This window comes from Flavobacterium sp. PL02, from assembly GCF_035013205.1.
Taxonomy (GTDB): Bacteria; Bacteroidota; Bacteroidia; order Flavobacteriales; family Flavobacteriaceae; genus Flavobacterium.
This window is the reverse complement of record NZ_JAYGJP010000001.1, coordinates 442,734-468,361: the sequence shown is the minus strand read 5'-3', so window position 1 is coordinate 468,361 and position 25,628 is coordinate 442,734. Positions and strand designations below refer to the sequence as shown.

20 protein-coding genes and 4 tRNA genes are annotated in these 25,628 nt (G+C 32.7%); 1 reads left to right on the top strand and 23 read right to left on the bottom strand.

The features are described from left to right. Positions 1–16: 16 nt before the first annotated feature. The 14 genes from rplA to SHI72_RS01895 all read right to left on the bottom strand — a co-directional run bounded on the left by rplA (position 17) and on the right by SHI72_RS01895 (position 7,865). Positions 17–706: a 50S ribosomal protein L1 gene (gene rplA / locus SHI72_RS01960; RefSeq protein ID WP_039111376.1), complete on the bottom strand. Its 690-nt coding sequence runs from the start codon at positions 704–706 to the stop codon at positions 17–19. 13 nt (positions 707–719) lie between these two features. Continuing rightward, positions 720–1,157 (bottom strand): 50S ribosomal protein L11, encoded by a 438-nt coding sequence (rplK, locus tag SHI72_RS01955; RefSeq protein WP_035619182.1) that lies wholly within the window; start codon positions 1,155–1,157, stop codon positions 720–722. A 67-nt stretch (positions 1,158–1,224) separates the two neighbouring features. Then, positions 1,225–1,776 (bottom strand): transcription termination/antitermination protein NusG, encoded by a 552-nt coding sequence (gene nusG / locus SHI72_RS01950; protein WP_039111377.1) that lies wholly within the window; start codon positions 1,774–1,776, stop codon positions 1,225–1,227. Between the two features lie 10 nt (positions 1,777–1,786). Next, a complete protein-coding gene (gene secE, locus SHI72_RS01945; RefSeq protein WP_035619188.1) occupies positions 1,787–1,984 on the bottom strand; it encodes a preprotein translocase subunit SecE in 198 nt (65 codons plus the stop codon). Positions 1,985–2,000: 16 nt separating this feature from the next. Next, a tRNA-Trp gene (locus SHI72_RS01940) sits at positions 2,001–2,071 on the bottom strand. A 59-nt stretch (positions 2,072–2,130) separates the two neighbouring features. Then, positions 2,131–3,318 (bottom strand): elongation factor Tu, encoded by a 1,188-nt coding sequence (gene tuf, locus SHI72_RS01935; RefSeq protein WP_039111379.1) that lies wholly within the window; start codon positions 3,316–3,318, stop codon positions 2,131–2,133. A gap of 55 nt (positions 3,319–3,373) precedes the next feature. Beyond that, positions 3,374–3,445, bottom strand: a tRNA-Thr gene (locus SHI72_RS01930). A gap of 118 nt (positions 3,446–3,563) precedes the next feature. After that, positions 3,564–3,644 (bottom strand) — tRNA-Tyr (locus tag SHI72_RS01925). Positions 3,645–3,698: 54 nt separating this feature from the next. Then, a tRNA-Thr gene (locus tag SHI72_RS01920) sits at positions 3,699–3,772 on the bottom strand. Positions 3,773–3,862: 90 nt separating this feature from the next. Then, positions 3,863–4,165 carry a ribosome hibernation-promoting factor, HPF/YfiA family gene (hpf, locus tag SHI72_RS01915; protein WP_035619362.1) on the bottom strand — a complete coding sequence of 101 codons (303 nt, stop codon included), beginning with the start codon at positions 4,163–4,165 and terminating at the stop codon, positions 3,863–3,865. A gap of 34 nt (positions 4,166–4,199) precedes the next feature. Further along, complete coding sequence (locus SHI72_RS01910) at positions 4,200–5,093, bottom strand: tyrosine-type recombinase/integrase (protein WP_323488884.1); 894 nt, start codon at positions 5,091–5,093, stop codon at positions 4,200–4,202. Between the two features lie 76 nt (positions 5,094–5,169). Beyond that, on the bottom strand, positions 5,170–5,364 hold the full coding sequence (gene rpsU, locus SHI72_RS01905) for a 30S ribosomal protein S21 (RefSeq protein ID WP_039111382.1): 195 nt from the start codon (positions 5,362–5,364) through the stop codon (positions 5,170–5,172). 460 nt (positions 5,365–5,824) lie between these two features. After that, positions 5,825–6,967 (bottom strand): acyl-CoA dehydrogenase family protein, encoded by a 1,143-nt coding sequence (locus tag SHI72_RS01900; RefSeq protein WP_323488883.1) that lies wholly within the window; start codon positions 6,965–6,967, stop codon positions 5,825–5,827. A 10-nt stretch (positions 6,968–6,977) separates the two neighbouring features. Then, on the bottom strand, positions 6,978–7,865 hold the full coding sequence (locus SHI72_RS01895; protein WP_323488882.1) for a helix-hairpin-helix domain-containing protein: 888 nt from the start codon (positions 7,863–7,865) through the stop codon (positions 6,978–6,980). 247 nt (positions 7,866–8,112) lie between these two features. On the opposite strand from SHI72_RS01895, the gene SHI72_RS01890 reads away from it, so the two are divergent. Continuing rightward, entirely contained in the window at positions 8,113–9,564 is a 1,452-nt protein-coding gene (locus SHI72_RS01890) for an amino acid permease (RefSeq protein WP_323488881.1), read from the top strand. A gap of 77 nt (positions 9,565–9,641) precedes the next feature. On the opposite strand, the gene SHI72_RS01885 is transcribed toward SHI72_RS01890, so the two are convergent. The 9 genes from SHI72_RS01885 to SHI72_RS01845 all read right to left on the bottom strand — a co-directional run bounded on the left by SHI72_RS01885 (position 9,642) and on the right by SHI72_RS01845 (position 25,400). Then, the gene (locus tag SHI72_RS01885) at positions 9,642–9,869 is read right to left on the bottom strand and encodes a hypothetical protein (protein WP_035619202.1); all 228 of its coding nucleotides are present in this window, start codon (positions 9,867–9,869) and stop codon (positions 9,642–9,644) included. 77 nt (positions 9,870–9,946) lie between these two features. Then, on the bottom strand, positions 9,947–11,218 hold the full coding sequence (locus tag SHI72_RS01880) for a DUF2851 family protein (protein ID WP_323488880.1): 1,272 nt from the start codon (positions 11,216–11,218) through the stop codon (positions 9,947–9,949). Between the two features lie 60 nt (positions 11,219–11,278). After that, complete coding sequence (locus SHI72_RS01875) at positions 11,279–11,761, bottom strand: 3'-5' exonuclease (RefSeq protein WP_323488879.1); 483 nt, start codon at positions 11,759–11,761, stop codon at positions 11,279–11,281. Positions 11,762–11,849: 88 nt separating this feature from the next. After that, positions 11,850–13,211, bottom strand: a complete 1,362-nt coding sequence (locus tag SHI72_RS01870; RefSeq protein ID WP_039111390.1) for a pyridoxal-phosphate dependent enzyme — start codon at positions 13,209–13,211, stop codon at positions 11,850–11,852. 52 nt (positions 13,212–13,263) lie between these two features. Continuing rightward, positions 13,264–15,213, bottom strand: coding sequence for a putative porin (locus tag SHI72_RS01865; RefSeq protein WP_039111392.1), 1,950 nt, complete (start codon positions 15,211–15,213; stop codon positions 13,264–13,266). 221 nt (positions 15,214–15,434) lie between these two features. Then, positions 15,435–16,946 (bottom strand): SusD/RagB family nutrient-binding outer membrane lipoprotein, encoded by a 1,512-nt coding sequence (locus SHI72_RS01860; protein ID WP_323488878.1) that lies wholly within the window; start codon positions 16,944–16,946, stop codon positions 15,435–15,437. A 3-nt stretch (positions 16,947–16,949) separates the two neighbouring features. Beyond that, positions 16,950–20,237: a SusC/RagA family TonB-linked outer membrane protein gene (locus SHI72_RS01855; RefSeq protein WP_323488877.1), complete on the bottom strand. Its 3,288-nt coding sequence runs from the start codon at positions 20,235–20,237 to the stop codon at positions 16,950–16,952. A 515-nt stretch (positions 20,238–20,752) separates the two neighbouring features. Further along, a complete protein-coding gene (locus SHI72_RS01850) occupies positions 20,753–22,228 on the bottom strand; it encodes a RagB/SusD family nutrient uptake outer membrane protein (protein ID WP_323488876.1) in 1,476 nt (491 codons plus the stop codon). A gap of 4 nt (positions 22,229–22,232) precedes the next feature. After that, complete coding sequence (locus tag SHI72_RS01845) at positions 22,233–25,400, bottom strand: TonB-dependent receptor (protein WP_323488875.1); 3,168 nt, start codon at positions 25,398–25,400, stop codon at positions 22,233–22,235. Between the last annotated feature and the right edge of the window lie 228 nt (positions 25,401–25,628).

Here is a 25,628-nt window from a genome sequence, read left to right as displayed (position 1 = left end):
AATTATTAACTACCAATTATACTGCTTTAGGGTCCAATGCAATTGCAGGACTCATAGTGCTTGTAAGGTGAATACCTTTAATGTAGGTACCTTTAGCAGCAGTTGGTTTAAGTTTGATTAATGTTTGAATAATTTCGTGTGCGTTGTCATAAATTTGTTCAGCTCCAAAAGAAACTTTACCAATTCCTGCGTGCACGATACCAGTTTTATCAACTTTAAAGTCAATTTTACCAGCTTTAACCTCTTGAACAGCTTTTGCAACATCCATAGTTACAGTACCTGTTTTAGGGTTTGGCATTAAACCTCTAGGTCCTAAAATACGACCTAATGGACCTAATTTACCCATTACAGCTGGCATAGTGATGATAACATCAACATCTGTCCAACCATCTTTTATTTTTTGTAAATAATCATCAAGACCTACATAGTCTGCTCCTGCTGCTAAAGCTTCCGCTTCTTTGTCTGGAGTAACTAATGCTAATACTTTTACATCTTTACCAGTTCCGTGAGGTAATGTTACTACACCTCTAACCATTTGATTCGCTTTTCTTGGATCTACACCCAAACGCACTGCGATATCAACAGACTCATCAAATTTTGCGGAAGCTATAACTTTAATTAATGCAGCTGCATCTTTCAAAGAGTATAGTTTGTTCTTTTCAATTTTTGAAGCAGCCTCTTTTTGCTTTTTTGTCAATTTTGCCATGTCTTTCTCTTAATTAAAAAGGAGAATCTCCTGATACAGTTATACCCATAGATCTAGCTGTTCCAGCGACCATACTCATTGCAGACTCCATAGTGAATGCATTTAAGTCTGGCATCTTGTCTTCAGCAATAGCTCTAATTTGTTCCCAAGTAACACTAGCTACTTTTTTACGATTAGGCTCTCCTGAACCAGATTTTAGCTTTGCAGCTTCCATTAACTGAACTGCTGCTGGAGGAGTTTTTACAACAAAATCAAATGATTTGTCTTTATACACAGTAATTTGTACTGGGCATATTTTGCCAGGTTTATCTTGTGTTCTAGCATTAAATTGCTTACAGAACTCCATGATATTAACCCCAGCAGCTCCTAAAGCAGGTCCAACCGGTGGCGACGGATTCGCAGCACCTCCCTTAACTTGTAGTTTAACTACCTTACTAATTTCTTTAGCCATTTTTTAAAAAATTTAACACTGCAATTATTGGAAGCAATTGTAGTGGTTATTATAGATGTAACAAAAATTATACTTTTTCTACTTGCATAAAACTTAACTCTAATGGAGTTTTTCTTCCGAAAATCTTAACCATTACTTCTAGTTTACGCTTTTCTTCATTGATTTTTTCAACTGTTCCATTGAAACCGTTGAAAGGTCCATCAATTACCTTAATTGTTTCTCCTAGGTTAAAAGGAATTGAACGTGTATCTGTATTAACAGCCAGCTCATCTACCTTACCTAGCATTCTATTTACCTCTGATAATCTAAGCGGAACAGGCTCACCACCTTTAATTTCGCCTAAAAAACCAATTACACTAGTTATTGATTTAATAATATGAGGTATTTCACCAACTAAATTGGCTTCGATCATAACATATCCAGGAAAATATACTTTATCCTTAGCTATTTTTTTTCCCTCTTTTACAGTTACAACTTTTTCAGTAGGAACTAAAACCTGAGAGACATAATCACCCATACCTAATCTGGCAATTTCTGTTTCGATGTAAGCTTTGACTTTATTCTCTTGTCCGCTTACTGCTCGAACGACATACCACTTTTTCACATTATTATCTGCCATTACAAAAAAATTACGCTTTTATCCAGTTAAAAAATCCAGCCAATGCTTTTGCAAAAAATTCATCTACTCCCCAAGTTGCCAAAGCGAATAAAACTGAAAATACAGCTACTACAATTGTCAATCGTTGTACTTCTGCCCAAGCTGGCCAAGTCACATTTGACTTCAATTCCTCGAATGCTTCTGATATGTAATTAACAACTTTTGTCATGATATATTTATTATTGCACGGGCGGAGGGATTCGAACCCCCATCAACGGTTTTGGAGACCGCTATTCTACCCTTGAACTACGCCCGTTTATTAAAAAAAACCAGTAGCAGCGAAGCCGCTACTGGTTTTATATTTGTTTTATAGAATTACTCTACAATCTCAGTTACCTGACCTGCACCTACAGTTCTACCACCTTCACGGATAGCAAAACGTAAACCTACGTTTAATGCGATTGGGCTTAACAAAGTAACATCAATAGTTAAGTTGTCTCCTGGCATAACCATCTCTACACCCGTTGGCAACATAATAACTCCAGTTACATCTGTTGTACGAACATAAAATTGTGGACGGTAGTTATTGTGGAATGGTGTGTGACGACCACCTTCTTCTTTTTTCAAGATATAAACCTCAGCTTTAAATTTAGCGTGTGGTTTAACTGAACCTGGCTTACAAATAACCATTCCTCTTTTGATGTCTTCTTTTTGAATACCTCTTAAAAGAATACCTACGTTATCTCCAGCTTCACCTCTATCAAGGATTTTACGGAACATCTCAACTCCTGTAATAGTAGAAGTTAATTTTTCAGCTCCCATACCAATGATTTCAACAGGATCTCCTGTATTAGCAACTCCAGTTTCGATACGACCTGTAGCAACAGTTCCACGACCTGTAATAGAGAATACATCTTCAACTGGCATCAAGAAAGGTTTTGCAACGTCTCTGATTGGCTCTTCGATCCAAGCATCAACAGCTTCCATCAATTCAAGAATTTTAGGAACCCAAGCAGGATCATTATTCAATCCTCCTAAAGCAGAACCTTGAACAACAGGACCATTATCTCCATCATACTCGTAGAAAGATAATAAATCTCTAATTTCCATTTCAACTAGCTCTAACAACTCAGCATCATCAACCATATCCACTTTGTTCATGAAAACAACGATTCTTGGAATACCAACCTGACGACCTAATAAGATATGCTCACGAGTTTGTGGCATTGGACCATCTGTAGCAGCAACAACAAGAATAGCACCATCCATTTGAGCAGCTCCAGTAACCATGTTCTTTACGTAATCCGCGTGACCAGGACAGTCAACGTGAGCGTAGTGACGGTTAGCAGTTTCGTACTCAACGTGTGATGTATTAATTGTAATACCTCTTTCTTTCTCCTCTGGAGCGTTGTCGATTTGATCAAACGATTTTGCTTGACAGTAACCTGCATCAGACAATACTTTAGTGATTGCTGCAGTTAATGTAGTTTTTCCGTGATCCACGTGTCCAATTGTACCTATGTTTAAGTGCGGTTTGGAACGATTAAAATTCTCCTTTGCCATTTTACTTAATTTTTAATCTTAGTTATATATTAATTTTCAATTTCCTACTTACTTGAGCCAATGTCGGGAATTGAACCCGAGACCTCTTCCTTACCAAGGAAGCACTCTACCCCTGAGCTACACCGGCAGAGTTTCAATTTTTAATTTTAGACTCTTGATTTTAGATTAAAAACAAAAACTGAATCAAATTCATTTTCTCTTTCAGAAATCTAAATTCTGAAATCATTAATCTGAAATCAAAATTGTGGGGAGAGCAGGATTCGAACCTGCGAAGTTCACACAGCAGATTTACAGTCTGCCCTCGTTGGCCGCTTGAGTATCTCCCCATTTTTTTATCAATATTTGCATGACCTATTTCAAATCGCATTTGAAACATTTTGAGCCGGCGGAGGGACTCGAACCCACGACCTGCTGATTACAAATCAGCTGCTCTAGCCAACTGAGCTACGCTGGCAATTTCAATAAAAAAGTCCGCTATTTCTAACGGACTGCAAATGTAGCTATTTTATCTTTGTATCAAAACTTTTTTTGAAAAAAATTTACATTAAATATGTGTTCTTACCTTTTCTTTCCTTTTTACTAACAATCGTTCAAGTGATTCCGCCGAAAGCTCAACAGCCTCTTCAAAAGTTTTACACTGTTTTTTTACCAAAAAATCATCACCAGGAACATTGATTTTTATCTCAGCAATTTTATTCTCTTTATCACTGGTTTTTTCAACTTTTAAAAAAACATCTGCCGACACTACCCTGTCGTAATACTTTTCTAACTTATCCATTCTCTCTTGAACGAAATCTACTAATTTTCTGTCAACAGTAAAGTTAACCGCATGAACATCTACCTTCATAATAATTATTTTAGAATTAAACATTTCAGAATTCTTATTTATTCCTAGGATGTGCATCGGTATATACTTTTTTAAGAGCAGTTAAACTGCTATGAGTATACACTTGTGTAGATGCCAAACTTGAATGTCCTAACAATTCCTTGACTGAATTTAAATCGGCCCCGTTATTTAATAAGTGAGTCGCAAATGTATGGCGGAGAACATGAGGACTTTTTTTCACTTTTTCGGAGACTTTACTAAAGTATGAATTTATTAATCGATACACAAAGGTTTCATTTAATTTTAACCCTTTTTTAGTAATAAAAAAATAATCTTTATCAATAATATTTTCAACACTTTCGCGCTCTTTTACATACAACAAAAACTGTTCGGTAATTACAGGCAAAACAGGAATAACACGCTCTTTATTACGCTTACCCAACACTTTAATAGTACAAGCCGACGAATCGACATTATTTACCTGCAACCCGATTAATTCTGCCCTACGTATACCTGTAGTATAAAACAAATCGACTATCAATTTATTCCTCACTTCTTCAAAACCTACAGAATTCCCCATTTGACTCATCAAATCAATCAATTCTTTTTCAGAAAAAGGAATCTGTATTGTTTTAGGAGTTTTCAACGCTTTATGTTTCAGCATTGGATTAACTTCTATTTGTTTGATTTTTAAAAGAAATTTATAAAACGCTTTTAAAGAAGCCATTTTGCGATTAACAGAAATATTAGACACATTACTATCTACAAGCGAAACAATCCAAGACCTAATCTGACTATAATTTACCTGATCAATATTTTCCTGTTCAAAATGAAGCTTATTAAACGACTCAAAAGAAACGATATCGTTCATATAAGCATTCAGGGTATGCGGAGAGTATTTTTTCTCCAACTGAAGATATTCCTGAAATGCTTGTTTATTTGTTTTCATAAAATAAAAAAAACCGTTAGCATCAAAGTTATAAAATTTTGATGACTAACGGCATTTATTTGAATACAGATTTTATCTAACTCTCCAAGTTGTCTTTCATGTTTTGAATGTAAGCAGCTTTTTGAATTTTGATTCTATTTTTTACAGATGGCTTAATAAAAGCAGTACGTGCTCTTAACTGACGAACAGTTCCTGTTTTATCAAATTTTCTTTTATAGCGCTTTAATGCTCTATCGATATTTTCTCCGTCTTTAATTGGTATAATTAACATAATATTGACACCCCCTTTCGTTAAGTGTGCAAAAGTAAACATTATTTCCAATTACGAGTTATAAATTACGAATTATTTTTTTTACAATATGTTTATTGAGAGAAGCGAGATGTAAAATCTAAAACGTGAAACATATTAAGACGTGAGTAACAACATCAATACAATTCTTTAATTTAATCTTTTCACATTTTACGAATCCCTTTTCACATATCTCTTTTCACATATCTCTTTTCACGTATCTCTTTTTACGTATCTCTTTTTACGTATCTCTTTTTACGTATCTCTTTTTACGTATCTTAATCGCAATGGAGAGTTGCGTGAGGGATTGCAGCGGAAATCCTTTTTTGTTCTTTCTTTTAGAACAAAAAAGATTATAGCGGAAAGCCCGACCTCAAAAAAAGAAGCCACTCAACGTAAAGTGAATGGCTTCTTTTTTTGTGGGCACGCCCATATTATATAATTAGTCTTTTAGAATATTTCTTGAAATAACTAATTTCTGAATTTCGGTAGTTCCTTCTCCGATAGTACACAACTTTGAATCTCTGTAGAATTTCTCTACTGGAAAATCTTTTGTATATCCGTAACCTCCATGAATTTGAACCGCTTCATTAGCCACTTTCACACATACCTCTGAAGCATACATTTTAGCCATTGCTCCCATTGTGGTTACTGGTCTATGTTGTTGCTTTAAAAATGCTGCTTTGTGCAATAACAATTCTGAAGCTTCGATTTCGGTTACCATATCTGCCAACTTAAACGAAATTCCCTGAAAACTGCTAATCGGTTGCCCAAACTGGTATCTTTCTTTTGAATATTTTAAAGCTGCTTCATATGCCCCTTTTGCAATTCCTAGGGATAATGCTCCTATTGAGATTCGTCCTCCGTCAAGGATTTTCATAGATTGTATAAATCCTTCTCCAACATTTCCTAAACGGTTTGCGTCTGGAATTCGGCAATTATCAAAAACCAATTCTGCCGTTTCACTAGCACGCATTCCTAATTTATTTTCTTTTTTTCCTGATGTAAATCCTGGCATTCCTTTCTCGAATACAAAAGCTGTCATTCCGCGAGAATCTCCTTTTTCACCTGTACGTACAATTACTACTGCAATATCTCCTGATTTACCATGGGTAATGAAGTTCTTCGCTCCATTTACTACCCAATGATCTCCATCTTTTACCGCTGTCGTGTTCATTCCTCCAGCATCTGAACCTGTATTGTGCTCTGTTAACCCCCAAGCACCAATATGTTCTGCTGTGGCTAATTTAGGAAGCCATTTTTTCTTTTGTTCTTCATTACCAAATGTCAAGATATGATTTGTACATAATGAATTATGAGCAGCAACCGATAATCCTATAGATGGATCAACTTTTGAAATTTCTTCAATAATGGTTATATATTCATGATAACCTAATCCTGACCCTCCATATTCTTCTGGAACCAGAACTCCCATAAAACCCATTGCTCCTAATTTTTTGAATAGGGAGATTGGAAATGTTTGCGCTTCATCCCACTCCATTATATATGGACGGATGTTTTTTTCAGCAAATTCTTTTATGGACTGAGCAATCATAGACTGCGTTTCGTTATAATCAAAATTCATTAGTATATTTTTAGAACTCCAAATATAAACCAATTATTTTTGCTTTTTCAACAGGAAAGCCCTTAATTTTTATCAAATCCTCAATATTCTTTATATTTCCGTTCATACTTCGATAGGTGACGATTTGTTTTGCCAGCGCATATCGGAAATAAGGAAAGAGCGCCAGCTCTTTTAAAGACGCATCATTTATGGCTATTTTCTTGAAATTAGTGAGTTCTGAAATTTTAAAATGACTATTTAAATTTGAAATAACTTCTGGCGAAAGTCCCCAAATATCATCAAGCTGTTCCATAGAGACAAAATAACCATAACTTTCTTTCTGTTTTAAAATTCGCAAAGAAAGAACTTCTCCAATTCCTGAAACTTTAGTCAAATCTTCTTGAGTAGCACTATTAATATCTACCTGAATAATTTTTTCTTTTTTAGGGAATATCTTCTGATTTGGGTAATTTTTATATTCTTTTGTTTCTTTCTTATTGTTTACCCAATCTGGAAATTTAAAATACGGAGTCATTACATTTAATAATGAATCTGAAATTTTTGTTACATCCTGAAACTCCTTGGGAGAATTAACATATTTATTCTCTTTACGAAAAGCTAATAATCTATCTATTTCTTCTACTGACATACCTAGTTTATATCCTTTGTAATCTGTAATAAAATTAGGATTGAATAAATAAACTTTTTCTTCTCTATTATTATCTGCAGTTTTGATTGAATCAATTTGGCTTTGTAAAGACATCCATTTTTCTTTTTCGGGAAAAAACTGTGATGGGGAGCTAAAATCTGCAAAAAAGTAAACTAACTGCAAAATGATGATGATTGCAAATAGAAAAAAAATACCGATTCGTTGTTCTCGACTAAACTTAAAGTAAGGAGCAATTTTTCTAGAATTCATTTTTGATTAAAGCTTAATTTAACTTGAGGCTGTAAGTTATATCAAAAAACTTTATTTTCGTAGGAAAATATTTAAAATTTTATCACCAAATACAAAACAATTTAAATATCTTGCAAAGCAAAATATCCGATTAACAAACAATTTCGCAGAGTTTTAATTATTTTATAACTTAAAATGCACTAATTGTTTTTATTTTTTATAAAAAAGAATACATTTGGAGCTTAATAACAATTAACCAAAATAATATATGTCAATTTGGAAAACTAAACCACTTTCGGTATTGCTTAATGAAGCTTCCGAATCTGAAAAAGGCTTAAAAAGAACCTTATCTTCAGGGTCATTAGTGGCGCTAGGAGTAGGTGCAATTATTGGAGCCGGATTATTTTCATTAACTGGAATTGCTGCAGCTGAACACGCTGGACCAGCAGTTACATTATCCTTTATTCTAGCCGCTATAGGTTGTGCTTTTGCAGGTCTTTGTTACGCAGAATTTGCTTCGATGATACCTGTTGCAGGTAGCGCTTATACTTACTCTTATGCAACTATGGGTGAATTTATGGCATGGATTATAGGTTGGGATTTAGTTTTAGAATATGCATTAGGAGCCGCAACGGTCGGTGTAAGTTGGTCGCGTTATTTACTCGAATTACTTAATAAATATAATATTCATCTTCCACATAATTTCATTTGTTCACCCTGGGAAACATTAAAACTAAGTGACGGAACTGTTATAGAAGGCGGAATAATTAACCTTCCTGCCGTTATTATAGTTTCATTACTTTCATTATTATTAATAAGAGGTACTAAAGAATCTGCTTCTATAAACAATTTCTTAGTTATTTTAAAAGTTGCTGTGGTAATTGTTTTCATCGTATTAGGATGGAGCTATATTGATACTGCAAACTACACTCCTTATATTCCTAAAAATACTGGTGTTTTTGGTGAGTTTGGATGGTCTGGTATTGCTGCTGGAGCTGGAACTGTATTTTTTGCTTTTATTGGTTTTGATGCTGTATCTACTGCTGCTCAAGAAGCTAAAAATCCTCAGAAAGGAATGCCTATTGGTATTTTAGGATCTTTGGTAATCTGTACCGTATTATATGTTTTATTTGCTCACGTAATGACTGGTCTTGTACCTTATTATGAGTTTGCTGGTGATGCTAAACCTGCTGCAACTGCATTTGCAAAAACAGGTTATACCTTTTTACAAACTGGTTTAATTATCGCGATTTTAGCTGGATATACTTCGGTAATATTGGTAATGTTAATGGGACAAAGCCGTGTGTTTTATACTATGAGTAAAGATGGTTTATTACCTAAGTTCTTTAGCGAAATTCACTCTAAATTCCGTACTCCTTGGAAAACTAATCTTTTCTTTTTAGTATTTGTAAGTTTATTTGCTGGTTTCGTTCCTGTAAGTGATTTAGGTCATATGGTGAGTATTGGTACTTTATTAGCTTTTGTATTAGTATGTATCGGTGTTATGGTTATGCGTAAAAAAATGCCTGATGCTCCAAGATCTTTCAGAACTCCATTGGTTCCTTTTGTACCGATTGCGGGTATTGTAATTTGTTTGGCATTAATGTATTCTTTACCAAACGAAAGCTGGGTAAGACTTGTAATTTGGATGGCTCTAGGTGTTGTTATTTACTTTACTTACGGTAAGAAAAACAGTAAATTAAACAATCCTGATAAATAATATATCTCTCAATACAAAAAAGGGATTATAAAGTAGTTATTACTTTATAATCCCTTTTTTTATGGAATAAAATGAATTTACAAATCAAAAACAGAAGTTCTTTTAGCACGAACTAAATCTTTTAATCTAATCCAGAATGCTAGTGTTAAATATACTCCAAACCACAATCCAGCAGTAACAAAGGATATGTATATAAAAAATAAACGAACACTTGTAACTCGCATTCCTAATTTATCGGCTAGCCTGGAAGAAACATGAAAGCCATATTTTTCAAAAAAGAATTTAAGCTTAATAATTGCTGACATATATTTGATAATTGATTTGCAAAAGTACAAAATAAAAACAATTACCTACTTTTACAATTATCTCATTCCTTAACTTTCTAATTCCCCTTTAGCAACTCCATACCTACTACACAATCAAGACATCTGCTTTTATTACAGTATTCATTTTTTAGTTGTAATAATGATTGAGTTTCAAAAGCATTTTGAGCATTAATTTTAAACAATTTAAACTTATCTATAACAGTGTTTTTTTCTGGTTTGATTTCGTTTAAAAGTGCAATTAAGTCTTCTGAAACAGCCTCTCCTTGCTTTTTAGCATAAGCAAATTGCATCGGAATAATTGTATTTACGATAAGTAAATCGACAAATGTTTGTGCCGTTTTCTTCGTCTTTACAGGACTTATTTTATCAAACTGATAGTGGTTTTGCCAATATGGTGCAACGGAAACTAATAGTAAATCATAAATTTCTTTAACCGATTTTAAAGTAATAATCTTAGAAAATAAATTCTGATGTTTATGATATAAATTAGCTAATTGCGAAAGGCGAATCGTTGGAAAATTATCTGGTCTGAGTTTAAAAAACCGCACAGGCTCTATGTAATTTTTCTCCAGTTGGTATTTATGTAACAGATAAAAATATCTGAATTTTAAATCTTTAAAATAATTATCTTCTTTTTCAATATCTAATAAGCCTGCATTTCCAAAAAGCAAAGCTTCTAAATTTTCAACTTCAAAGCTTTCTTTTCTGATTATTGTAAAGGGAATAGATAGGGCTATCTCTAAAAAGGAATTTCCGTTGATATTTAAGCCAAAGTTTTTAGCTAAAAAGCAAAACATTACTGCTTCCCAATCATTATTTGTTAATTCTAACAGATCATAAATAGGCTGTGATTTACGCTCTAATCTTTCAAAAAACAAACGTTCTTGCCAATTTACAAATGAAAAACCATCAATATCTTTGATTTCTTTTTCACAAAAAATCCATGATTTAGGAGCGATTAGGGTTTTATAATTTTTAATAATTTCATCTGAAACATAATTTTTCAAAATCAAAACTGGTATTTCTGAATTGTTTCTATTAAAAATTTCGCTGTCATGCTCCCAAACAACATGAAGAATTACATTTTCGTATGCTTTATCTTTTTCATGATGATGTAAATACCAATCGGAGGATTTTAGGTGTATCTCGATATTTCCTGCCCATTTTTGATTTCCTATTACGACTTGAGCATTAAAAAAATCAGGGCCAGACAATTCTAAATACTGTCCTACATTAATAATGGTAAGTTCTTCATTATTATACGTTCTTAGATTTAAAGTATCAAACTTTTTATACTTCCATAGATAATGCAAAAAATCTTCTTTCATTTTTTTAGCCATTTAAAGATTGACTAATGTAATTCAAAAAAAGCTAAAAATGAAAGAAAATTACTTCAATAAATATAATTTAGCACATGCCCGAGCATCTGACAATGCTTCGTGATGGTTGAGCTGAATTTTCATTTCGCGACAGCAATCGCTCAATTTAGCAGGTTTTAGCCCTTTGGCTTTATATATTTTAACTGTGCATTCCCATCGTGAAGCGATATTTAAATCTTCATAGTTTAATCCGCACAATTCCATAGACTTTGCTAAAACATTGCGATCAAAGCTTTCATTATGGGCAACCACGATTCTATTTTCTAAACGTTTCTTGATTTCCGGATATACTTGAGCAAATGATTTTGCATTTACTGTATCTCTAGGATAAATACCATGCACTCTAATTGTAAATGGTGAATATTCGTTATTAGGCGGCTTGATTAAAGTAACAAACTCGTCTACAATAACTCCATTCTCTACAGTAACTATACCTACTGAACAAGGATGATACCCTGTAGCTGTTTCAAAATCTATGGCGGTAAAAGTCATTATACTAAATTTATAAGCTAAAAATGCCACAAACTCAACGAGCTTTCTCGCTAGATTTGTGGCATTTTAATTTGTTTTGAATTATGTTCTATTTTATAGAACCTATAATATCGTATTTTGTTATAATATGATGGTTTCCGTTTTCTAAATCTACTAAAACTGCATCATTTTCTTTTGTAAACAATTTCGAAACTTCTTCTATCGGCGTTCCTAGTTTTACAATAGGGAATGGTTTTCCCATTACTTCTTTAATCGGTTTTTCGGCTACATTTTTATCAGCTACATAGCTTCTAAATAAGTCTGTCTCATCTACCGAACCTACAAATCCAGTAATATCTACTACAGGAATTTGCGAAATTTTATATTTACGCATTCTTTCAATAGCGTGCGAAACCAATTCTTCGGTACGTACAACTATTAATTGCTTGTCTAAATGATCTTTTATAACATCTTCAGCTTTTGTAACATTCTCTTCTAGAAAACCACGCTCACGCATCCAATCATCATTAAACATTTTACCTACATAACGGCTTCCTGAGTCATGAAAAAGCACTACAACGACATCGTCTTTTGTAAAATGTTCTTTTAGCTGCAACAATCCTTTTATACAAGCTCCTGCTGAATTCCCTACAAAAATTCCTTCTTCGAGTGCAATTTTTCTTGTGTAAACAGCTGCATCTTTATCGGTTACTTTTGTAAATCCATCTATCAATGAGAAGTCAACATTTTTAGGTAAAATATCTTCTCCAATTCCTTCGGTGATGTATGAATAAATTTCGTTTTCATCAAAAATACCTGTTTCATGGTATTTTTTAAAAACTGAACCATAAGTATCTATCCCCCAAATTTTGATATTTGGGTTCTTTTCTTTTAAGTATTTTGCTACTCCAGAAATTGTTCCTCCTGTTCCTACTCCAACCACAAAATGAGTTATTTTTCCATCAGTTTGTTCCCAAATTTCTGGTCCTGTTTGCTCATAATGTGCCAATGCATTTGATGGGTTATCATATTGATTTACATACCATGAATTTGGGGTTTCTTCTGCTAATCTTTTTGAAACAGAATAATAAGAACGCGGATCTGTTGGCTCTACATCTGTTGGACAAACTACTACTTTTGCGCCTACTGCACGCAAGATGTCCATTTTTTCTTTTGATTGCTTATCCGAGATTACACAAATAAGTTTGTATCCTTTTATAATTGCAACCAAAGCCAGTCCCATTCCTGTATTTCCTGAGGTTCCTTCGATAATAGTTCCTCCTGGCTTTAAGCGCCCATCTGCTTCGGCATCTTCAACCATTTTTACAGCCATTCTATCCTTAACAGAATTTCCTGGGTTAAAAGTTTCTACTTTTGCTAAAACCAATGCATCAATTCCTGCTACGGTTTTATTTAGTTTGACTAACGGTGTGTTGCCAATTGTTTCTAAAATATTTTTTGAGTAATTCATTATATTAAGTTTGGAAATTATACGATCTGATTCCCATTATTATTAATTAATTTTATTGAAAGAAATTCCAAACTAAACCAAATCGGATAACAAAATCACGATATGGATTATTAGGTGCGGAATAGTAATTACTACTCGAAAACGATGAATTAAAATGCTCTGCTTTTAAAAAGATTCGAGTTTGTCTAATTCTGGCGTTTATAAAAAAGTCAAAGTTCGGATAATTTCCGATTTCTTTCTTATTTTGAACAAAAAATTCACCAATTACAGGATTATAATCATTACCATAATAGCTGGTGAAATAATTAAACACAATTCCTGTTTGTAAGTAAAGTGCTTTCTTAAAGAAATAATTAGTGTAGTACAATGTATTTCTTGTAACAATTTCTGGCACATTCAAAATAGCATCTGTTTGATCTACTTTTTGGTATAAAACGGTATTATCTAATGCAAATCGCCCAAATTTAAATTCTTTACTTGCCTTTACCTCTAGATAATTAATTGTATTACTATATTGTGCTGGTCTTATAATTTGTGTTTTTAAAGCAGCTTCGGCAGCTGTTGATTGATCCTCAAAATACAAATGGTCATTCAAAACTGAATATTGAAATGACATATTAACCCATGGTGTAATAGCGCTAGCACTTAATGAATTAATTTTTTCGTTTTTAAAATTTTTCGACCAGTTATACTCTACATAACTACTTTGGTATAAATTATAGTTATTATTAGGTAGTTTGTTTATGTTTTGATATTCAAATAAAAATTTAATCTTATCGCTAAAATCATATTTAAGCTTTGCTTCTAAATCCGAAAGCGACTGACTTGTTATTGATCTTGAATATAAAAATCTTCCGTTCCATTTATTTTTTTGATATTCATATTGTCCTCCAAAACTATTAATATCCTGACTTAATGAACTAGGGATAATTGTTCCATCATCAAAAAGCAAAACTCTTCCATAATATGAATTACTTCTAAAATCATCTACAAAAAAATGAAATTTCCCTAATAATACATTTTCATAAGCAACTCCTACCTTATTATACATTTTATTATAATGAGATTGATCATTGATATTACTTGTTACATACGAATTTCCAAATCGAAGTACATTTTCATTACCTACTCTTGATAAAACTGTTGGCTGATAGTATTCGAAAAATTTATTTTCATAATTAAACTGGTGCGTTACATACAAATTATTATTTCCTTCTGTTTCATTTATTCTGTATGCGTGATCAAAAAACAGTCGCTTACCTTTTAAAAACGATTTTGCATCTGTTAAATAGACTTCCAGCCTTTGTCGGTTTTTAAAATCTGGATCACCACTTTCAAAATCCTCAGGCGTTGTTATCCCTCCATTTTCTTCATTCGAAACATCTTGGTAGGTATAATGCGCATTAATATGATACTGTCCTTTTTTTGTGCTATAACTTGTTGTAAATTTAAAATTCCCTGTACTCGACAGTTGATTGATATAATTACCCTCAGACCTTAATCCCTTATATTCTGCGGACACATTAAATCGTTCTGATAGATTCAAGGTTATAAAAGAATCTAATGTCTGCCCTTTATTAATCGTAGATTTAAAATACAATTCGGTTAATGGCGTTGCAACCGAGTAGTACTTAACATCATTCGCTTCTAGAAAGTTAAAATGTTTGGCTTTGAACCCCATTTCTGGATAAGGAGTAAAGCTGGTTAAGCTATATTGTAATGTATTGTATGTTTGCCCGATATTAGAAAATGGCAAAAGTCCAAAATTATCCTTTCGTAAATAATTATGATTGTATTCATTTTGAATTGTAAGCGATGTATCTACGTAAGTTGTATCACGTTCCAGTGTTATATACCGGTATTGATCTATTCTTGCAACTTTCTTTTTGGCTTTTATAGTATCATTAAGACCACGATGTTCTCCATTCATGTCTAATGGTTTTACCTGAGAAAACAATAGTGTGGGTAGTACTAAAAGATAAATTAAAAAGAGAATTCTCATTTGAAAGGGTTATATATAGATATTATTTTTGACTATTTTAGTGTGGCAAAGGTAAATTATAAAAACGTATAAATAAAAAAACACAATAGATTAATATAAAAACGCAATGAATCCTATTTTATGCAAGAACCCCGATTACAAAATTGCAATCGGGGCTCTAAAAACTCAAAATATTTATTGTTTATTCTACTAAATCTATCCTTGATCTATTATAATCAAGACTAGAATTTATCCCAGAATATTTTAGTATTCATTAAATCACCACCAATATCACTGGCAGCTTTAGTATAATTTGTACCATTTACTGATTGCTCAACTCCTGGATATGTATATCTTACTGGAACAGTCAATATATTTTTATTTATAGCAGTAGTAGGTGATTTTAATTTTGGAAAATCTAACCTTCTGTATGAAGTCCATGCTTCAAAACCTCTGTTATAAAGAGCAAACCAAGCTTGCATCCCAATTTTCTCTTGCCAAGTTGCTCCACTTAATGGATTTGTATAACTTACTTTAGGTTGACTTAAATAAGTTGTAATACTAGCTGCTGGTACTCCCCAATCTGTCATTGAAGCCGTTATTCCTGCCTCATAGTGAACTTTGGCTTGAGCCGAACCACCTGGAATTAAGTTTTTCTCAGCTGCTTCTGCTAATAAGAATTGTAATTCAGAATAATCAAATATAGTACCTGGATATGCTGGATTATTTAATGTAGCAGTTATGTGCGAATACGTTGCAAAAACGTTAGCCTCACCATAAGTACCTCCTACAAATGTTCTTCCCGGAGGAATAACCGGAACTGGTTTTGTAGCATTAACAAAATATTTCGTCATCCTTGGATCTCCACCAGGAACTACAGCATCCATTGCTGCTACAAAAGTTTCAGCTGGAATAAAATCATCTCTTTTACTTACAACTAAATCTGCATATAAAGGGTTTTGATTACCTGACGTAGACAAATACACTAATTTAGTATTATCCTTATTTTCAGTCATTACACCTGAAACAAGAGCTGCCTGAATCTGAGTAGTAGCATAAGCTGGTTCTACATCTGAAATATTCACTGCTAATTTTACAATTAATGAATTTGCAAATTTCACCCATTTCCCATTACTAGCTGCATCTCCTGCATAAATAATATCGGCACTACCAAAATTAGGAGTTGCAGCATTCTTTTTCAACACTAGTACATCTGCAGTCAATCTTGCTACAAGGTCTTTGTAAATTGTTTTTGCATCATCATAAGCTGGTAAAGGATACGTTACGATATCTCCAACTTGAGAGTAAGGAACATTACCAAAAGTATCTACCAAAATACTATATGTATAAGCTTCTAAAATATCAATAAGTGCTAATTTATTTTGTTTAATAATAGCAGCTTCTTCTGTTTCAGTAATCTGCCCTTTAATCATCCCTTTAGCATCATAAAAATCAGCTAATACATCTCTGTACAAAACACGAAAATGATTATCTGGAATTTTTCTAGCCGAAAGATCATATTGACTTTCGTTAGGGTAAGTAGTTTCAGCCCATTGCTGAGAAAACAATCTAAAAACGTTTAAATTTACACTCGTACTCGACATTTGATCTACTAATCCCTTTTGAGCATTAGTAAACATATATTCTGGTTTAGTGTTAGTTGGTCTTTTAGGATCAACGTTCATATCTGTAATATCAGTACTACATGAGATAGTGATACTAACAAAAGATATTAATAGAAGTATTTTTTTCATGATTTAGAATTTTAATGTTAGGTTACAACCAATATTTCTTGTTGTAGGTAGTGAACCTCCTGAGTAACCTGAAGATAAGTTACCTGAACTAAGACCACTTTCTGGATCTGCATCTGGAAGATTTTTATGAATTATCCATAAGTTAGAACCTATTAAAGAAAGTCTTAAATCAGTTAAATTCAATTTAGAAACCAATGTTGATGGGAAACTATATGTAAGAGTTACTTCTCTTAATTTAATATAACTAGCATCATATACAAAAGCTTTCTGTGGATTTTTAGTATATCCATAAATACCACCTGCAACTTCTGGAGCTGGTGTTCTAGTTGTATTAGGAGTACCATCTACATTTACTCCTGGAAGTATAACTCCACCTCCATTAGCTAATGTATTTCTTACTGGATTTCCTAACTCATTAAATCCTGCAGTTGATTCATATAAACCAGAGTTTTGTCCGTAGTATTGATCTAGAGAGAAAATATCTCCTCCTTTTTGCATGTCAATTAAGAAACCTAATGAAACTTGCTTGTAAGTAAATTTATTACGAATTCCACCAATCCAGTCTGGAGTAACATTTCCGATAACATTAGTAACTGACTCTGTCATTAAATAAGTACCTCCTTTAGTAACTTTTTGTCCATCGGCAGCATATACATAATCTTTACCAATGATATCACCATAAGCGTTACCTGGTTTTGCAATTATACTAACTCCACCTTGAAAAGTTCCTAATGTTAATGTTTCAATTCCTGGAGCTAAATCTTTAACTGTATTCTCATTTTTAGACCAGTTTACAAAAACATCCCATTGAAAATCTTTTAATTTTACAGGAGTTAAATTAAACTGTACCTCAATACCTTTATTCTCAACAGATCCAGCATTTGCATATCTTGAAGAATATCCTGTTGAAGTAGAATAATCTACAGGGAAGATTTGATCTGAACTTAAACTTTTATAAACACTCACCTCAAATCCAGCTCTTCTATCAAAGAATTGCATCTCTAAACCAATCTCTTCCGATTTGGTTTTTACAGTATGTAAATCTGGATTAGCACTTATATTTGGTCTAGAATATAATGGGTTTGAACCGAAATTGTTCGTTTTACTAAAAATATTCTGTAAAGAATACAAATCGATATTTCCTTGAGGGTTTTCAGCATAACTAGCTCTTAATTTACCAAAATTTACCCATGGTACATTAAGATGTTTAGTAAACACATAACTAGCAGAAGTAGAGAATGTATTTACTGAGTTACTTCCTTTTGGTAATGTAGAGAATACATCATTACGTACCGTTCCATCTAAGAATAAAAAGTCTTTATAACCTAAAGAAACAGAAGCATAAGCACTATTAACTCCTGAATTGTCTTCTGCTTCTACTGGATATGGAGAAGGATTTACTGAGTTTGATAAGGCATAAATTCCCGGAATAATAAGACCTCCATCTGTAGAAGCAAGTGTAGAAGTACGTCTTGTTCTTAAAGAGTTAAGTCCTGCTAAACCATTTAATGAAATGTCTTCTGTAAGTTTTTTATTAAAATTTAAAGTAAGTTGGTAATTTTGCTCAGAAAACATACCTGCATATTTTTGATATCCTGAACCTACAGCTAATCTGTTTATTCCAAATGTAGCATTTAGAGAACCAACTGCTTTTCTTTCTTCACGTAATTCAGAATAGCTATCTGTACTCACTTTTCCTGTTGCTGATAACCAATCGGCTATTTTGTAATCTAATTGAACATATCCTAAGAAGCGATTTCTCTCATCAGATTGGTAATTTTTATATCTTGTAAAATAAGGATTATCTGCATACTTAGCACTAGTGTTACCGTTAGCAGGATCAGCCATATTCCAAGATATATTTTGTCCTCCTGAATTTTCATAAACTTCCTTTTGAGCTTTTATATCAACATTGGTAGCCCACCACTGACGGAATGATCCCATAATGTTATCTCCTCCATATCCAGTTGTATTTCTACCAACTGTAGTTTGTGCCATATAATTAGCAAATACATTAGCAGATAATCTATCTGTGAACTTATGGTTAATTTTAATACTTACATTGTTTTTCTTCAATTCACTATTTGGTAAAATCCCATTTTCTTTATAGTTATTGTAGTTTAAAACATAATTAGTTTTCTCCGTACCATCCTCTATAGAGATAGAATTATTGAATGTTGTAGCTGATTGAAAAAATGTAATTGGTCCATTATCAGCAGCTTTCCATGTTGTTTTCTTTCCATAATTTGGAGAGTATATAGAATAAGCATCCCACTGATAAACAGAAAGATTTGGGTCAAAAGCAACACCGTAAGAAGCATCATCAGTTGTAGTAGCAACTTGATTTCCATTACTATCTATAGTAAAAAATGCTCCTGTTGGCCCTACTGGAATTCCTTTAGGATTTCCTGCAGCATCGTAGGTTGGTCCATAACCTTGTCCGTATTTATTTTGGTAAACAGGGAAAGTTTTTTTATCAACTGTACCTACGGTGAATTCACTTGAAATGGTTACTCCCATTCCTTTTTTTGCTTTTCCTTTTTTGGTCGTAATCATGATTACCCCATTTCCAGCTTGCCATCCGTATAATGCAGCAGCTGCAGCACCTTTCAGGATATTTAAAGTCTCAATATCATCTGGGTTAATATCCATCGCTGCATTTCCGTAATCATATGTATTACGAGCACCTTCTGTTTGTTTACCTACACTTGAGTTAGTGTTAGCATTATTAATTGGCATACCATCAATAACGATAAGCATTTGATTATCTCCTGTAAGGTTTTTAACCCCTCTGGATACTACATTTGTAGAACCTCCAAAGTTGGTATTTTTTCTGATGTTTACACCAGCTGCCTTACCAGAAAGTTCATTAAGAAAGTTTCCACTTGCAGCACCTGAATTTAAATCAGCACCTTTAATCTCTTGTGAAGCATAACCTAAAGATTTTTTCTCTCTTTTAATCCCTAATGCAGTTACTACAACGCCCTCAAGTTCAACTGATGAACTTGCTAACTTAGCATTTACTGTAGCTGAACTAGCTGTAATTTCTTGAGATTTCATCCCAATATAACTAAATACCAAGACTTGGCTTGGAGTTGCTTTGATAGAATATTTTCCATCAAAATCAGTTTGAGTTCCCGATTGTGTTCCTTTAACTAATACACTTACACCTGGCAAAGGCATTCCTGCATTATCGGAAACAATTCCAGAAACAGTTCTTTCTTGCGCAATGGTGAGTTGCGTCATAAGTACTACCAGTAGCACTAAGAATCCGTTAAACTTTAGTTTCATTTTTTAAATTTTGAATTAGTATGCCGCAAACATCATAATAATTTCTTAAAATAACAAGTGAAACCAAGCTCTTGAAAACTTTTTTTTTAATATTTCTTTAACACTACCACGTATCAACTCAGTAAATTAGTAGATAAATAGCATTATCCCTAATTTTATCTTTAAAATACTAAGCTTTATTTAATATTTATTTTAACAAATAATTAACAAATAAAGTAGGTTAATTCCTAGTCGTAAATTAAATATTTTAACACGTAAGTAGTTTTTAACCTACAATAAAATAACAAAATTAAAACATTATAAACTGAAAATGTTTTTAATATAACTGCTTTTAAAATTACATCTCAACTTTATCCTGAATCTGATTACTAAATTTGTGGATCAATTTTCTAAGTCATAATATCTTCCTTAAAATATATTCTAAATATTACTATTTGAATTTGTACTAATTTTTATCCAAAAAAAAACTGCCCAAAATATTTTGGACAGTTTTTAATAGTTTAATTAAAACGTACTTAAAGTTCGTTTTGTTTTACCAATGGATTTGCATTAATTTCAGCTCTTGGAATTAACCATTGCCATCTTTTATCTGTTGGAAGAACAGTCATAACTCCATTTGTAAGAGCAGAATCGTGATTAGCACCTGTTCTATCTAAAGCACTATTTGTTCTTTTTAAATCGAAGAATCTAAAACCTTCCCCCCATAACTCTATTCGCCTTTGTAATAACACTTCATCAACTAAAGCTTGTCCTGTATTAGTAGACAAAGCATATTCTGGATTTCTAGCTTTTTCAAAATCAAAAAGAATTGTAGCTGCATCAGGCTGTCCTAATCTTGCTTTTGCCTCAGCTTCTATAAGATACATTTCGGCTGCACGCATATAAGGTACATCACATCTACTATCACCGGCACTTATTGATAAGAATTTTTGACTTGTATATGGAAACTTTGCAAAATTGCTTGCAAGCGAAAGATTAGGATGATTACCATCTTTACTAAAGATAGTAGAACGCACATCAGTTGATGGAATCAAATTATATAATTTACTATTAATTGCTTTAGGGCAAGAACGTATAACGGTTGAGCTAAAGTTTCTAGACATGTAAGCCCCAAAATTCCCAAAATACTGAGTTTGAACTTCATTAATATGGCTACCCCACATCCATTCTTTATTATTAAAATCGTTAAAACCTGCTCCATAATCTGCAACAGACATTAGATTCATTCCTAATCTGGCTTTACTAGCATAATCAGCAGCAATAGCCCACTCTCCTTGAGTCAAGGCTACACGTGCTTTTAATCCTTGTGCTACCTTTAAATTCAAATGAGAATTATTTAGTCGTGTATATCCTACTAACAAAATATTAGCTTGATCTAAATCTTTATTTATTTGAGTATATACTTCTTCAACTGTAGAACGCGGAAAATTTTCATTCCCAACAGTTAAAATAATCGGAACTCCTAATTGATTGTTAGTTTCACCATTTACATATCTCTTACCATATAATTGTACTAATTGAAAGTGACAAAAAGCACGATATAATAATGCTTGCCCCTTTACAATATTTTTATCGGCAATAGATCCAGTAGCCGTATCTGTTGCGTTAATAATAGAATTTGCATTTCTTATTATTCTATAATATGTTCTATAAGGGAAACGAATATCCTGAGAATTTTCATTACTTAATGCATTCCAATTATATACTTGTAAAAACCAACTGTTTGTTATAGGAAACACTACATCATCCCCTACAATATCAGTTTGCTGCATTAGTCCTCCCAAACCAGCTTCGTTTTGATTACTTTCATAAGTAATGTATAAAGATCTGTGAATACCATTTAAGAAAGTCATAAGATTTTCTGTCGTTTTGGTTGCTCCATCGTAGTCTACAAATTCTGTAGGTTTTTTTTCTGAAAAATCTTCTGAACAAGACCCCAGAACTACAATTACAATTATAAAAAGTATTTGTTTTATAAAATTTGATTTCATATTATTAAAAATTTAAATTAAAACCTAACGTTATTACTCTTGACGGAATATATCTGTTTTGAGTTGTTCCGTTAAAAGTTTGAGTAGGATCCAATCCCTGGCGCTTAGTAAACAGCAATAAATTTTCTCCATTTACATATACAGTTGCATTATCAATAGCTAATTTTGATATTAAATCCGAAGGCAATTTATATGATAGATTGATTTGTTTCAATGCTAAATAATCTGACCCAATTAACCATCTATCTGAGGCAGCAGTAGACTGTGTATTTCTGTTAATATCTAATCTAGGGATATCCGTAATATCGCCAGGTTTCTGCCATCTATCAAGAATATCTGTACTTAAAGCAGACCCATAATTATTACCCGTATGCATTAAAGCAGCATAATTTGAATCATACATTTTACCGCCTATTTGGTAAGAGAACATAACATCAAGTTGAATTCCTTGATATTTGAATGTATTTCCGAAGCTTCCAAATAAATCTGGGATTGCTGAACCTGCATAATGATATAAAGCTTTATTCTGGTCTGTTGTCACATTTACTCCATTTACAACTCTTCCAGTAGCATCATTGGCAACCATTTTTTCAGGATCTGCAACATATAATGCATATCCGTCAGCAGGATCTACACCATACCAATCTCTTAACCAGTAATCATAAATCGAACTACCTACAGTAAGTTTCTTAGTTCCATCAATAATTTCTCCTTGTGGTAACTTTGTAATTTTATTACTAATAGTTGATGCGTTTACATTTAAACTCCATGAAAAATCTTTTGTTTTAAGAATCACACCATCTAAAGTAATCTCAAAACCTTTATTTACCATTGATCCAATATTTTCTACTCTATAATCTAGACCTGATGATAATGCATTTGGCACTTCAAAAATAAGCCCATCTGTATTTCTGTTATAATACTCAACACTCCCTTTAAGCCTATTCTTAAACAATCCAAACTCTACTGCAATGTCTTTTTGAGTATTAACCTCCCATTTTAAATCTGGTGCTGCCGAAGCATATGTTATCACCCCACCTTCACTACCGTTATCATAACCTAAACTATAAGTAGATTGGCCTATATAATAATTTAAACCATTTGTAACTGTACCATCTTCATCTCTGTCTGAAGCTATATGAGAATCATTACCTACCTGCCCAATTGAAGTTCTTAATTTTAAATCATTTACCCAAGAAACATCTTTAAGAAAGTTTTCTTTAGAAACTACCCAAGCTCCACTAAAAGACCAAAAATTACCCCACTGGTTATCCTTTGCAAATTTTGACGATGAATCCCTACGTAATGACCCTGAAAAAATATATTTATCCATATAATCATATCCAACTCTCGAAAAATAAGATTCTGTTGAATAATTTCTTGTTTTACTCTCTAAAGTAGTAGTTGTAGCATAATTGATAAATTCTATATTATCCGGAGAAACCTGACCTGTCTTCACTCCTGTAGTCCAATTTCTTTCATAATCAAAACTCTCATGACCTAACAATGCAGTAATAGAATGGCTACCTATTTTTTTGGAATAATTTAATAATTGGTTATAAGTAATACCTGTAAATATTCGATCTTCTTTAGCCATTAATCCTGTAGGCGATCCATCCCCTATAAGAGTATTATAGGAATATGTTCTATTAGAATAAGTCTTATCAATAGAAGCGTTAGTAGTGAATTTAAAATCTTTTAGAAAACTTATTTCAAAAAAAGTTCTTCCTGAAAGAGCTAGTCCCTTTTTAACATCTGTATTATTTAATGTTTCATATACCACGTTTCGACCGTTAGACGCTCCCGAGCCACGAAGAGTAGAATATACTTTATTACCATTATTATCTAAAACATAATCGCCATTTTCTGTATGATCAAAAACAGGATAAATTGGCCCCATATATCTTATCGTTCTAAAAGGATTGTTGAAAGAATTTGTGCTAGCTACCCCATCGGTTCCTAATTTAGAATTAGTTAAAGTCCCTGAAATGTTTACTCCAGTTTTAAACCAATCATTTAAACTCGTATTTAAATTCAAACGCCCAGTTGTTCTTTCAAAACCTGAATTTCGTATATACCCTTCTTCATTCAGGTGCCCAAGAGATGCAAAATAATTTGATTTTTCTGATTTACCTTGATAAGAAAAATCTACATTCTGACGAACCCCTGCTCTCTCTAATTGTTTTTCCCAATCTAAATCTTGAGGATATAACAGTTGTGCATTTGGATTTAATTTCCCATCTGTTCCAACAATACTGGCATTTGGAACATTAAAAGGATTTGTTACCAATACTACAGGAACTCTAGCTGATGCATAAGTATTTGCTGCATCAATTTGTGCCTGATTAGCCATAGGGCGGCTATTTCTTATTGCTTCCCATTCTAAAGGATAATAATCATATGCATCTACTCTTTTATAATCTTTTATTGATCTTGAAGTCATTCCCTGACTTACATTTAATGAAAATTTATCCTTATTAGATTTTCCTGTTTTTGTGGTAATTATAATTACTCCGTTTGCGGCTTTTGAACCATAAAGTGATGTTGAAGAAGCGTCTTTTAAAACTGTTAAACTCTCAATATCATTTGAATTTATGTTACTAATATCACCTGCAAAAGGAACCCCATCCACAATATACAATGGTGTATTTGAGCCATTAACAGAACTAAAACCTCTTATTCTTATTTCTGGTGCTGATCCTGGTTGTCCAGCTGAACTCTGAATCTGAACTCCTGAAGTACTTCCTTCCAAAACTGAAAGGGCATTAGTCAAAGGTCTATTTTCTAGTTGTTCAGATTTAATTTGAGTTGCAGATCCTGTATATGAAGATTTTTTTGCCTTCCCATACGCCACAACAACCACTTCATCCAATTCATTCCCACCTTCTTGCATCTTTGTATTAATCACCGAAGAAGCTCCAACTACAACACTCTTATCCTGTAATCCCATATAAGAAAACTCTAGCACATCTCCTGTTTTTGCCTTGATAGAATATTTACCATCAAAATCCGTCTGTACTCCATTTTTTGTTCCTTTAACGATAACATTCACGCCTGGTATAGGGCCTGTTGCATCTGAAACAATTCCAGAAATATTCCTTTCCTGTGAAAAAGAAAACTGCATGGTTAATGCTGCTAATAATGTTAAAATCCATTTAAATTTCACCCTCATTTTAAATTGTTTTTGGTTAATAATTTGTCAAAAATGATAAATTTTTCTTACAATAACAATTTTAACAACATGTTAATTATTATTTTTCCTACTTAAAAATGTTAACAAAAAAGAAAAAATTTACAAAAATAACAGTGATTTAGATTTTTTGATAATTATTGTGATAAATAACAAACCTTTAATAAGCCATATTAACAATAAAAAAAATGTTAAATTTTAACATTTACA

Coding starts and splice junctions, on each gene's coding strand:
- SHI72_RS01845 (WP_323488875.1), bottom strand. CDS start 25,400: ATGAGGGTGAAATTTAAATGGATTTTAACATTATTAGCAGCATTAACC.
- SHI72_RS01860 (WP_323488878.1), bottom strand. CDS start 16,946: ATGAAAAAAATACTTCTATTAATATCTTTTGTTAGTATCACTATCTCA.
- SHI72_RS01890 (WP_323488881.1), top strand. CDS start 8,113: ATGTCAATTTGGAAAACTAAACCACTTTCGGTATTGCTTAATGAAGCT.
- nusG (WP_039111377.1), bottom strand. CDS start 1,776: ATGGCAGATAATAATGTGAAAAAGTGGTATGTCGTTCGAGCAGTAAGC.
- SHI72_RS01865 (WP_039111392.1), bottom strand. CDS start 15,213: ATGAGAATTCTCTTTTTAATTTATCTTTTAGTACTACCCACACTATTG.
- SHI72_RS01855 (WP_323488877.1), bottom strand. CDS start 20,237: ATGAAACTAAAGTTTAACGGATTCTTAGTGCTACTGGTAGTACTTATG.
- SHI72_RS01870 (WP_039111390.1), bottom strand. CDS start 13,211: ATGAATTACTCAAAAAATATTTTAGAAACAATTGGCAACACACCGTTA.
- SHI72_RS01895 (WP_323488882.1), bottom strand. CDS start 7,865: ATGAATTCTAGAAAAATTGCTCCTTACTTTAAGTTTAGTCGAGAACAA.
- rplK (WP_035619182.1), bottom strand. CDS start 1,157: ATGGCTAAAGAAATTAGTAAGGTAGTTAAACTACAAGTTAAGGGAGGT.
- SHI72_RS01850 (WP_323488876.1), bottom strand. CDS start 22,228: ATGAAATCAAATTTTATAAAACAAATACTTTTTATAATTGTAATTGTA.
- SHI72_RS01900 (WP_323488883.1), bottom strand. CDS start 6,967: ATGAATTTTGATTATAACGAAACGCAGTCTATGATTGCTCAGTCCATA.
- SHI72_RS01885 (WP_035619202.1), bottom strand. CDS start 9,869: ATGTCAGCAATTATTAAGCTTAAATTCTTTTTTGAAAAATATGGCTTT.
- rpsU (WP_039111382.1), bottom strand. CDS start 5,364: ATGTTAATTATACCAATTAAAGACGGAGAAAATATCGATAGAGCATTA.
- tuf (WP_039111379.1), bottom strand. CDS start 3,318: ATGGCAAAGGAGAATTTTAATCGTTCCAAACCGCACTTAAACATAGGT.
- rplA (WP_039111376.1), bottom strand. CDS start 706: ATGGCAAAATTGACAAAAAAGCAAAAAGAGGCTGCTTCAAAAATTGAA.
- hpf (WP_035619362.1), bottom strand. CDS start 4,165: ATGAAGGTAGATGTTCATGCGGTTAACTTTACTGTTGACAGAAAATTA.
- SHI72_RS01880 (WP_323488880.1), bottom strand. CDS start 11,218: ATGAAAGAAGATTTTTTGCATTATCTATGGAAGTATAAAAAGTTTGAT.
- SHI72_RS01875 (WP_323488879.1), bottom strand. CDS start 11,761: ATGACTTTTACCGCCATAGATTTTGAAACAGCTACAGGGTATCATCCT.
- SHI72_RS01910 (WP_323488884.1), bottom strand. CDS start 5,093: ATGAAAACAAATAAACAAGCATTTCAGGAATATCTTCAGTTGGAGAAA.
- secE (WP_035619188.1), bottom strand. CDS start 1,984: ATGACAAAAGTTGTTAATTACATATCAGAAGCATTCGAGGAATTGAAG.